This window comes from Streptomyces griseoruber (genome assembly GCF_001514205.1).
Classification (GTDB): domain Bacteria; phylum Actinomycetota; class Actinomycetes; order Streptomycetales; family Streptomycetaceae; genus Streptomyces; species Streptomyces griseoruber.
The window spans coordinates 111,342-122,207 of the sequence record NZ_KQ948784.1 but is presented as its reverse complement, the minus strand read 5'-3'; the positions used below and the strand labels follow the sequence as shown (position 1 = coordinate 122,207).

Genomic DNA, 10,866 nt, shown 5'->3' with positions numbered 1-10,866 from the left:
GCGGTGACGCTGCCGTGTGTGCCGGTCAGCAGGTAGCCCTCGGTCTCGGGGCTCGCGTCGGCGAGACGCGGACCGTACTCCTGGACCATGGCACCGATGTAGACGCCGGTGCGGCTGCCGCGCAGCGACGCCGGGTCGATGCCCGCCCGCTCCATCGCCTCCCACGACGTCTCCAGCAGCAACCGCTGCTGCGGATCCATCGCCAACGCCTCACGCGGCGAGATCCCGAAGAACTCGGCATCGAACTCCGCCGCCTCGTACAGGAAACCGCCCGTCCGGGCATACGACTTGCCCACCGCATCCGGATCCGGGTCGAACAGCGCCTCCAGGTCCCAGCCGCGATCGACCGGGAAGCCGGAGATCGCATCCGTTTCGGAGACCACCAGCTGCCACAGGTCCTCCGGTGAGCGCACGCCACCGGGGAAGCGGCAGCCCATGCCCACGATCGCGATCGGTTCGGCGTCCGCCGCACCGTTCACGGCCACCGGCGACGGCTCCGTCCCGCCCGCCGTGTCCTGTGGCACGCCGAGCAGCTCCGCCCGTACGAACCGGGCCAGGGCGCCGGCCGTCGGATGGTCGAACACCACCGTGCTCGGCAACCGCAGCCCCGTCACCGCGTTCAGCCGGTTCCGCAGCTCCACCGCCATCATCGAGTCGAAGCCCAGCTCACGCAGGGAGGCCTCGACCTCGACGTCGTCGGTGTCGGTCGCGCCGAGCACGATGCCGACGTGGGTGCGGACCAGGTCGAGCGCCGCGGCCCGGCTCGCGGTCTCGGTCAGCGCGGCCCACTGCCTGCGCAGCGTGAGCTCTTCCGGTTCCGCGCCGGGGTCGTTCTCCTCCGCGACGGCGGTGGGCAGGGCCGGTGCCGTACGGGCGTCCGGCGCGTCGAGCCAGAAACGGCGGCGCTGGAAGGCGTAGGTGGGCAGGTCGACGCGCTGGGCGCCGGAGCCGGTGAAGGCGGCGGTCCAGTCGACGACGACGCCGTGCACCGATGCCTCGGCCAGTGCGGTGAGCATCCGGTCGAGGCCGCCCTCGCCGCGCCGCAGGGAGCCGACCACGCGTGCCTGGCCGTCGAGGTCCTCGACGGTCTCCTGGATGCCGGTGGCGAGGATGGGATGGGGGCTGACCTCGATGAACGTCTCGTGGCCTGCCTGTGCGAGCGCCCGTACGGCGGGCTCGAACCCGACGGTGCGCCGGGAGTTGCGGTACCAGTACCCGGCGTCGAGTTCGGCGGTGTCGAGCCACCGGCCCTCGACGGTGGAGTAGAACGGCACCTGCGCGGACGTGGGGGTCACGGTGCCGATCAGGTCCAGCAGGGGCTCGCGGATCCGCTCGACGTGGGCGGAGTGGCCGGCGCAGTCGATGGGCAGCAGGCGGACGCGGATGTCCTGGCTCTCGCACTGGGCGATCAGTTCGTGGAGCGCCGGCACGTCACCGGAGACGGTGACGGCTCGCGGGCCGTTGACGGCCGCGATGGACAGCTGGTCCGTCCACGGTGCGAGGAGTTGCTCCACCTCGGCGGCCGGCAGGGCCACCGAGGCCATGCCGCCGGTCCCGGCGAGCAGGGCGAACGCCTGGCTGCGCAGGGCGACCACGCGTGCCGCCTCCTCCAGCGAGAGCGCGCCGGCGATGTGCGCCGCGGCGATCTCGCCCTGCGAGTGGCCCACCACGGCGCCCGGTTCGACGCCGTACGAGCGCCACAGTGCGGCGAGCGAGACCATCACCGCGAAGAGGACCGGGTGGACCACGTCGAGCCGGTCGAGGGACAGCTCCGGGTCGGTCTCGCTGCCGCCGCGCAGCACATGCGTGAGCGACCAGGGCACATGCGGGGCGAGTGCCTGCTCGCAGCGCTGGATGTGCTCGGCGAAGACGGGTGAGGTGTCCATGAGGTCGACGGCCATGCCGGCCCACTGCGAGCCCTGACCGGGGAAGACGAAGACCGGGCGGACCGGGGTGCGGGAGGCGGTGCCCTGGATCAGGCCGGTGGCGGGACGGCCGGCCGCCAGGGCCTCGAGGCGGGTGCGGAGGTCGTCGGTGGTGTGGCCCAGGATCACGGCCCGGTGCGGGAAGGCGGTACGGGTGGTGGCCAGCGAGTGGCCGAGGTCGACCGGGGACGCCTCGTCGGCCGGGCGGGCGAGCAGCGCCTCGGCCTGGCCGCGCAGCGCGCCCTCCGTCCTGGCCGAGATCGTCCACGGCACGGGGCCGGACAGGGCGGGGGTCGGACGGTCCGCGTCGGTGTCGCTGCCGGCGCGCCAGTCCTCCAGGACGACATGGCAGTTGGTGCCGCCGACGCCGAAGGAGCTGACGCCGGCGATCAGGGGGCGGTCGGCGTTCGGCCAGGGCCCGTTCTCCGTGTGTACCCGCAGGCGCAGCTCCGCCAGCGGGATCGCCGGATTGGGTGTGCGGAAGTGGAGGCTCGGCGGGAGTTCCCGGTGCTCGAGTGCCAGCGCGGCCTTGATGAGGCCCGCGATGCCGGCGGCGCCCTCCAGGTGGCCGATGTTGGTTTTGACCGATCCGACCAGCAGGGGGTTGCTGTCGGGCCGCGCGGTGCCGAGGACCTCGCCGAGGGCGGCGGCCTCGATGGGGTCGCCGACCCGGGTTCCGGTGCCGTGCAGTTCGACGTACTGGACGTCCGCGGGGCGCACGCCCGCGTTCTCGTAGGCGCGGCGCAGGAGGTCCGCCTGGGCCTCCCGGCTGGGGGTGGTGAGGCTGTCGCCCCCGCCGTCGTTGTTGATCGCGCTGCCGCGGATGACACAGTGGATACGGTCGCCGTCGGCCACGGCGTCGGACAGGCGCTTGAGTACGACGAGACCGCCGCCCTCGCCGCGCACGATGCCGTTGGCCCGGCCGTCGAAGGTGAAGCACCGGCCGTCCGGGGACAGGGCGCCGAACTCCGCGAGGCTGAGCGCGCTTTCGGGGACGAGGTCGAGGTTGACGCCACCGGCGAGGGCGACGCTCGATTCGCCGCTGCGCAGGCTCTCGCAGGCCAGGTGGACGGCGGTGAGCGAGGACGACTGGCCGCTGTCCACGGTCAGGCTGGGGCCGCGCAGGCCCAGCACGTACGACAGGCGGTTGGCGATGATGCCGCGCTGGAGGCCGGTCATCGTGTGCGGGGTGAGGCCGGCGATGCCGCGGCGGTGGGCCAGCGTCGCGTAGTCGTCCCAGATCGCTCCGACGAAGATGCCCGCGGCGGTGCCGCGCAGGGTGTCCGGGAGGATGCCGGCGTCCTCCAGTGCCTCCCAGCCGAGTTCCAGGGCGAGTCGCTGCTGCGGGTCCATCGCCACGGCCTCGCGCGGCGAGATGCCGAAGAAGGCCGCGTCGAAGCGGTCGGCCTCGTCCAGGAAGCCGCCCCACCTGGCTCCCGCCCGGCCGGGTCCGTCCGCCTCCGGGCCGCTGTGCTCCCGCGCGTTCCAGCGGTCGGCGGGGACCTCTCTGATCGCGTCGACGCCGTCACGCAGGAGCTGGGCGAACGCGCCGGGGCCGGAGGCGAGGGGCAGCCGACAGGCCATGCCCACGACGGCGACGGCGTGGGTGGGGGATGTGGAGGTGAGCCGGGCACGGGTCTGGGACGAGTCACGCATAGTGCTGCAAACCTTCCGAGCAGGGCAAGTGCAAGGGGAGAGAGGTGGGGGTGGCGGGTGGGGGGATGGGGCGCGGCTACGCGGGGTCGGCGAAGGTGGCCTTGGTGAAGGCGGTCGCGTAGTCGGCGTGCACGATCGGCGCGCCCACCAGGTCGTAGGGCACGTCCAGGGCGTCGGCGAGGTCCCGGGCGTGCGGGGCGATGTCCTGGCAGAGCTGGTTGAGCAGGTCCGGGAGGGCGTTGACCTCTTCGGCGGTGAGCAGGCCCTCGGCGAGGTACCAGCCGCTGTGCGCGGAGATCTCGCCGAGCAGGTGCAGGGCACACAGGTCGCGGGCGAGGCGGCGCGCGTCGGCGTCGGGCAGCGCGTCGGTCTCCTGACGGACGAGGTCCACCAGCAGGCGCAGGGCGTGCGCCTCGGCCATCTGCTCGGCCAGGTCGAAGCGGTCGTTCCAGACCTCGAACTCGGCGAGCCCGCCGGCCCGGGCCGCGCCGAGTCCGGCCACCAGCCGTTCGTGCAGTCGTCGCTCGCGGGTGCCCGTCAGCGCCCGCCACCGGGCCGGGTCGCGCAGGTCGCGCTGGTGCGGCGTGCGGGGTTCGTCGGCGGGCGGCTGGTAGTCCAGGCCGAGGGCCATGGTCCAGGCGGCGTTGAGATGGAGGACCTGGGTGCTCAGTCCGGCGGCGTTGAAGGCGTGGGCCAGGCCCTGGTAGTCCAGGAAGCGGTTCTGCGGGCTGAAGCCGAGGACGCCCGAGGCGGCGCGGGAGGCCGCGGTGACCCGCTCGGCGAGCTGGTCGATCACCGCCTTCAGGGTGAAGAGGGTGCGGATCTCGCCGGCGCTGCGCCCGACCGGTTCGGGCCCGGAGACCGACTTGGCCGCCATCGCGGCGATGTAGGCGGCGGACAGGGCGCCGAACAGCGTGCGCTGCTGGTTGCGGTAGCGGATCACCGGCATGGGGTCGGCGAATCCGGCGAACGTGCCGTTGGTGTACCGCTCGTGGGCGTGCCGGACGGCGACGGCGGCGCTGGCCCGGGTGACGGCGGCGAGTCCGACGGTGGCCACCTCCCAGACGTACCGGATGAGCCGGGAAGCCTGCCGTGAGCGCATCGCGGGGTTGCTCAGGGTGTCGGTGAAGCCGCCGTCCGCCGCGATCGAGGCGGAGTCCCGCAGCCAGTGGCGGTAGGGGACGCGTACGCCCTGGAAGGAGACGGTGGCCCAGTCGAGGGGGAGGATCGCCGCCGAGTCCTGCGGCTCGATCACCACGCCCGGGCAGGGGCCGGCGGCGTCCCTGAGCGGTACGACGAAGCAGAACAGCCCGCGGTCCTGCTCGGCGACGACGAGCTTGGCGGTGACGATGCCGATCCGGGGTATGTCGGGACATCCCACGCTCGGCGGGTACTTGACGGCTTCCGGACCGGGCGTGGTCAGGACGAACTCGCGGGTGTCCGGGTCGAAGACGGCTTCGGTGCGCACGGCGGCGTTGCTGTTGCCGTGGCCCAGTTCGGTCATCAGCAGGGCGCCCACGACGTCGGTGGAGGCCAGTTGCGCCAGGACGTCGTCGAGGTCGTCGCGGCCCGCGCCGAATTCCAGGATCGAGCCGACCGTGGTGCAGTGGTGCAGGAAGAAGGCGTAGAAGAGGGACGGGTCGGCGAGGGCGACCCATTCCAGCAGCGGGAAGAGCAGGTCCCGGTGGTGCAGGAGGGGTGTGCCGGTCTCGAGCCGGTCGTTGATGTGCCGCAGCCGCTGGTAGGTGAGGGCGTGGCGGTCCCGGTCCGCCAGTCCGGACGGCCTGGCGAAGAGATCCGGCGAGAAGATCTCCTCCAGCCGCGGCAGCGTCTCCCGGTAGGAGTCGCCGTGCACCAGCGAGGACAAGGCATCGCGCAGTGAGGTGCGTGGTTCCATCGTGTGAGTTCCCCGTTGTGTCTTCGTCTGGGTCTTCGTCTGGGTCTTCGTCTGGGTCTTCGTCGTCGACGGGTGAGGGGCCGTGCGGGCATGCGAAACGCGCCGTCGGGCGCACGGCGGGCCGCGGTCAGGGCGACGGCGACCGCGCGGACGTACGCGGGCATCACGGCGGACTGCCCGGCGGGCAGCGGTGACCGAGCGGTGAGGTGGTGGTAGGGGCCGGGCGGGACGGGGTGGAACGGCTCCGTCCCGCGGACTGGATCAGTCGTGGGCGTGCAGGGGCTTCCCGGTGAGTGCCAGATGGGCTTCACCCAGAATCTCGGTCTGGGTGGGGTGCGCGTGGATCAGGTGAGCCACCTCGTCCGGCAGCGCGTCCCAGTTGACGATCAGTTGCGCCTCGCCGATCAGCTCGCCGGCACGGTCGCCGACCAGGTGGACGCCGAGCACCGGGCCGTCCTTGCGCCGGACGAGCTTGATCTCGCCGGGAGCTGTGAGGATCTTGCTCTTGCCGTTGCTGACCAGGCTCTGCCGCAGTGTGACGACCTGGTCGGTGCCGTAACGCTCTTTCGCGTGCGCCTCGGTGAGGCCGACGGAGGCGACCTCGGGATGGGAGAAGGTGACGCGCGGTACGCCGTCGTAGTCGATCGGCACCGGGTCGAGGCCCGCCAGCCGCTCCGCCACCAGGATGCCTTCGGCGAAGCCGACGTGTGCCAGTTGCGGGGTGGGGATCAGGTCTCCGACAGCGGAGACGGACGGCACCGAGGAGCGGCAGTACTCGTCGACCTTCACATACCCGCGGTCGAGTTCCACACCGGCGGCTTCGTAGCCCAGACCGGCCGAGACCGGCCGGCGTCCGACGGCCACCAGCAGCAGTTCGGCGTCGATCGAGGTGCCGCTCTCCGTGGTGACCCGGACACCGGAGGCGGTGCGGGCGGCTTCGGCGAAACGACTGTTCAGGTGGAAGGCGATGCCGCGTCTGCGGAAGGCTCGTTCGAGGAGCTTCGAGGAGTCCTCGTCCTCCGTGGGGACCAGGTGGGGCAGTGCCTCGACGATGGTCACCTCGGCGCCGAGCGACTTCCAGAGGGAGGCGAACTCGCAGCCGATGACTCCGCCGCCCAGGACCACGGCCGAGCCGGGGACGTGATCGAGCCGGAGCGCCTGCTCGCTGGAGAGGATCCGGTCGCCGTCGATCACCAGGCCGGGCAGTGAGGCGGGTGCCGAGCCGGTGGCCAGCAGGATGTGACGACCTCTCACCACGGCTTGGCCGACGGCGACTTCATGGGGCGAGCGCAGATGTCCCTCGCCTGCGACGACCTGGACTCCCCGCGCCTTCAAGGTGCTCTGGAGTCCCCGGTACAGCTGACCGACCACGCGGTCCTTGTACGCGCTCACCCCCGGCATGTCGATGCCGGCGAACGTCGACCGGACACCGAACTTCGCCGCTTCGCGGGCCGAGTCGGCCACCGCGCCCGCGTGCAACAGGGCCTTGGTCGGGATACAGCCGCGGTGTAAGCAGGTACCGCCCACCTCGGCCTTCTCGATGAGCGCCACCGAGAGGCCGAGATCGGCGGCGCGGAGAGCGGCTGCGTAACCTCCCGACCCGCCCCCTAAAATCACCAAGTCATAGATGTTCTGCGCGCCGTCGAGCACGTCGCCTGTCCCCCTAGCTTGCCGCCCCCATTACCACGCGCAACCTCTTGAGTCGCAAGGCGTGGTATCCCGTCAGAGCCAATCAATATCTATCACGTCGACGGACTGGTTGCCCCATGAAACAGGGTGTCCAACATCACTTCCGGGGAATCAACCGGCATCGATGGCCACTGATTTCCAACTATGCGTCGTTCGGAGACACTTGGGCCGAGTTGCACGTTGAGCAGCAGTCGGTCAAGGGTCAATCCTCGGTGAGCCAAAATTTCGATTTGATTATTCTGGGGGCACGATCCGGCGGCTATGGCTGATGGCGTATTGAATTCGCTTGTGTCAGTGATGTGGTGACGAGGTCCAGCACCGCTTCCTGTTCGGGCAGCAGGAAGAAGTGCCCGCCGGGGAACACCTCCAGGGCGAAGTCCGCGGTGGTCAGGTCCCGCCACCGGGCGGCCAGGGCGGGGGTGGCCACCGGGTCGTCGGCACCGGTGAGCGCCGTGATCGCGGTGGTCAGCGGCGGACCGACCGCCGGGCGGTAGGACTGGAGCATCCGGAAGTCGTTGCGGATGTAGGGCAGGAAGATCTCGCGCATCTCGGGGTCGGCCAGGAGTTCGACCTCGGTGCCGCCGAGGCGCTCCAGGTGGCGGACCATCTCCTCGTCGTCGGCGTCCGCGATCCCGATGTCGGCGCGGGGGTGGCCGCGGACCGTGCCGCTCCGCACATCGTCCGGAGTCCACGGCGCGATCTGCCCCGAGACGAACAGGTGCACCGGCGGCGTGCCGCGCCCCTCGAGGAGCCGCGCCGCCTCGTACGCGATGAAGGCACCCATGCTGTGGCCGAACAGGGCCAGCGGACGGTCGAGCAGCGGGGCCAGGTCGTCCACGATGAGTCCGGCCATGGTCCGGACGTCGTCGACCAAGGGTGCCGTCCGGCGCTCGCCCCGTCCCGGGTACTGCACCGCGTGCAGTTCGACCAGGGGCGGCAGTCCCCGATGCCACGGCCGGTAGAAGGCCGCCGATCCCCCGGCGTGCGGGAAGCAGACCATGCGGACCCGGGCGTCGAGCCGCTCGTCGTAGCCGCGAAGCCATTCGGACGAGGTGCTGATCGGTGTGCTCATCGGATCACCCGGCCTGCGCGTAGGCGTGGTCGAGCGCGGTCGTGGTGTGATGCAGGTCCTCGGGCTCCACGACTTCGTCCAGGATCAGGGTGCTCACTCCGAGCGCCATGTAGCGCTGGAGCATCGCACCGACCTCGGCGTAGGTCCCGACCAGGTAGGGGCAGAACGTCTGGTAGGCCCGGAACGGATAGAGCCAGTAGACCCCCTTCGGCGCGTGCGAGCGCAGCGCGTCGCGCGAGAGCTTCAGGTGCCAGTGCGACTCGACCTTGCCGACGGCCCATTCGTGCAGCCTCTCGCCCGACTCGCTGGACGGGAAACGCTCGTGGGCGATCCGCCACGCCTCCTCCGCGTCGTCGCGGGCGATGACGCCGAAGCGCACACCGCAGCCGGCGAGCGGCCGGTCACCCTGGTAGCTGTCGATCTGGTGCGGATAGGACAGCCGGTCGACGCCGAGCAGCCGCGCGACCTCGCGGCAGTCGTCGGAGGCCCCGGACACATAGAGGTCCGGCGCCAGGGCGGGATCGGCCGGCGGGCTGACCACGGCGGCGTCCAGGGAGTAGTACTTGCCGGTGTAGGTCACCGCCGTCGGCGCCGCCGTCAGCTGCCTGATGATCTCGCCGTACTCGGCCAGCCGGTCGTAGCGCTCCCGGTGGCCCAGTTCGCAGCCCAGTTCGCTCAGGTGCTTGGAGAAACCGCCGGTGACCAGGTTCAGGTCGACGCGCCGCCCGTAGAGGAACGCCAGGGTGCTGATCGTCTTGGCGACGGCGAACGGGTGGCTGTCCACCGGGTTGACCGCGACCAGGGGGACGAACCGCTCGGTGTGGTCGAGGGCGAGCTGAGCCGCGGCCCAGGCGTCCACGAGTGTGTTGTCGGTGTAGACCAGCGCGCCGCGAAAACCCGCCTGCTCGGTCCAGCGGGCCACGTCGACGACGCGGCGGCGGTATTCCTGCGGTGTCCGATCCTGCCAGGAAGGCATCGTTGTATAGACGGTCAGCACGGTTCGCGATCCCTCTCTTCGACTTACGGGTGCTGGTCTCGGGCCGGCGCTCCCGGCCCGTCAGGGCCGCGTGAGCTTGGCCTGCTCGGCGACGAGCTTCGCCACGATGGCGCGGTCGATCTTGCCGTTGGGGTTGAGGGGCATGGATTCCACGTGCAGGAACACGTGCGGCACCAGGTGGACCGGCAGTCCCGCGGCCAGGGAGCGGCGCAGATCGGCCTCGCGGGCGGGCTCACCGGTGTAGCAGGCCATCAGCTCGGTGGCGTCGCGGTGCTGCACCGGCACGACGACGGCCTCCCGGACGCCGGGGTGGCGGCGCAACAGGGTCTCGAATTCGCCGAGTTCGACCCGGTAGCCGCGGATCTTGACCTGGTTGTCGAGGCGGCCGAGGTGGATCAGCGTGCCGTCGTCCTCACGGCGGACCCGGTCGCCGGTGCGGTAGTAGTGCGCCTCGCTCAGCGCACCGCCGTCCGGGCCGTCATGGCCCTCATGCTCCGCGGGGCCGAGGAACCGGTTGGTGTTGTCGCGCGGGTCCAGGTATCCGTCGAAACGCTGCGGGCCGCGGACGCACAGCTCGCCGTCGTCGGTGACGACATACTCCAGACCCGGGTAGACGGTGCCGATCGGCACGGTGTCGTTCACGGTCTCCGGCCAGTCCCGGCGCTCCTTCGGCAGCCGGAACTCCGCGCACGCCAGCGTCAGCTCGGTCGGGCCGTAGATGTTCTCCACGACCGACGCGGAGGCGAATCCGCTCCACGCCTCGGCCTGCGCATAGGTGAACTGCTCACCACAGAACACGCTGTAGCGCAGCCCGGGCCCCCTCCCGGCGGGCAGACCACCGAGCCCGGCGGCGGCCGAGACCGCCGAGGGCACCGAGAACCAGTGCGTGAGCCGCCGGTTCACCGCGTAGTCGACGGGGCTCAGCAGTTCGGCCGCTTCGGGCACGACCAGCGTCGCGCCGCCGCCCCAGGTGACGAAGAGGTCGTACACCGAGAGATCGAAGGTCAGGTCGAAGGTGTGCGACATACGGCAGCCCGGGCCGACCTCGTAGCGGGGGACGGTGTGCGCCAGGAACGCCAGGACGTTGCGGTGCCGGATCGGCACGCCCTTGGGCCGCCCGGTCGAGCCGGAGGTGAACAGGAGGTAGGCGATGTCGTCGGGGCCGACGGAGGCGGGCGGTAGCGAACCGTCCGGGACGGCGGCCAGGAGTTCCTCGTCGGTGAGCCCCAGCACCGGCCGCGCCGGCCCGGTGCCGGAGGGGCAGTGGGCGAGCCACTGCTGCCCGGACGCGTCGGCGACGATCACGTCGACGTCGGCCAGCTCGCAGATGGCGGAGTTGCGCCGCGGCGGATACTTGAGGTTCAGCGGCACGACCTGCGCGCCCAGGCGCAGTGCCGCGAGATACCCGGCGTAGGCGACAGCGCTGCGCGCGGCCAGCAGGGCCACCGAGCGGACGCGGCCGTGTGCGGCGGTGAGGCTCTCGGCCAGGGCCTCGGCCGCGCGCTCCAGCTCGGCGTAGCTGATCGACGATTCGGACAGCTCGACGGCCGGCAGCTCGGGGTGGCGCCGCGCCGTGGCGGCGAAGACGTCGTGGAGGGTGCTGATGTGGTCTTCCATGTCGACCTTCCCG

Annotated in this window: 6 protein-coding genes; all 6 read right to left on the bottom strand. The window is 71.4% G+C overall.

From position 1 onward, the window contains the following. A partial coding sequence (locus tag AQJ64_RS39960) for a type I polyketide synthase (RefSeq protein ID WP_159060341.1) occupies positions 1-3,581 on the bottom strand: 3,581 nt, incomplete at its 3' end. A gap of 76 nt (positions 3,582-3,657) precedes the next feature. After that, complete coding sequence (locus AQJ64_RS39955) at positions 3,658-5,478, bottom strand: acyl-CoA dehydrogenase (protein WP_107120646.1); 1,821 nt, start codon at positions 5,476-5,478, stop codon at positions 3,658-3,660. Positions 5,479-5,739: 261 nt separating this feature from the next. Further along, a complete protein-coding gene (gene lpdA / locus AQJ64_RS39950) occupies positions 5,740-7,128 on the bottom strand; it encodes a dihydrolipoyl dehydrogenase (protein WP_055632881.1) in 1,389 nt (462 codons plus the stop codon). A 298-nt stretch (positions 7,129-7,426) separates the two neighbouring features. Then, positions 7,427-8,239 carry a thioesterase II family protein gene (locus tag AQJ64_RS39945; protein WP_055632880.1) on the bottom strand — a complete coding sequence of 271 codons (813 nt, stop codon included), beginning with the start codon at positions 8,237-8,239 and terminating at the stop codon, positions 7,427-7,429. Between the two features lie 4 nt (positions 8,240-8,243). Beyond that, positions 8,244-9,215 carry an LLM class flavin-dependent oxidoreductase gene (locus tag AQJ64_RS39940; protein ID WP_079062214.1) on the bottom strand — a complete coding sequence of 324 codons (972 nt, stop codon included), beginning with the start codon at positions 9,213-9,215 and terminating at the stop codon, positions 8,244-8,246. 81 nt (positions 9,216-9,296) lie between these two features. Next, entirely contained in the window at positions 9,297-10,853 is a 1,557-nt protein-coding gene (locus tag AQJ64_RS39935) for an AMP-binding protein (RefSeq protein WP_055632878.1), read from the bottom strand. Between the last annotated feature and the right edge of the window lie 13 nt (positions 10,854-10,866).

Coding starts and splice junctions, on each gene's coding strand:
- AQJ64_RS39955 (WP_107120646.1), bottom strand. CDS start 5,478: ATGGAACCACGCACCTCACTGCGCGATGCCTTGTCCTCGCTGGTGCAC.
- AQJ64_RS39945 (WP_055632880.1), bottom strand. CDS start 8,239: ATGAGCACACCGATCAGCACCTCGTCCGAATGGCTTCGCGGCTACGAC.
- AQJ64_RS39940 (WP_079062214.1), bottom strand. CDS start 9,215: ATGCCTTCCTGGCAGGATCGGACACCGCAGGAATACCGCCGCCGCGTC.
- AQJ64_RS39935 (WP_055632878.1), bottom strand. CDS start 10,853: ATGGAAGACCACATCAGCACCCTCCACGACGTCTTCGCCGCCACGGCG.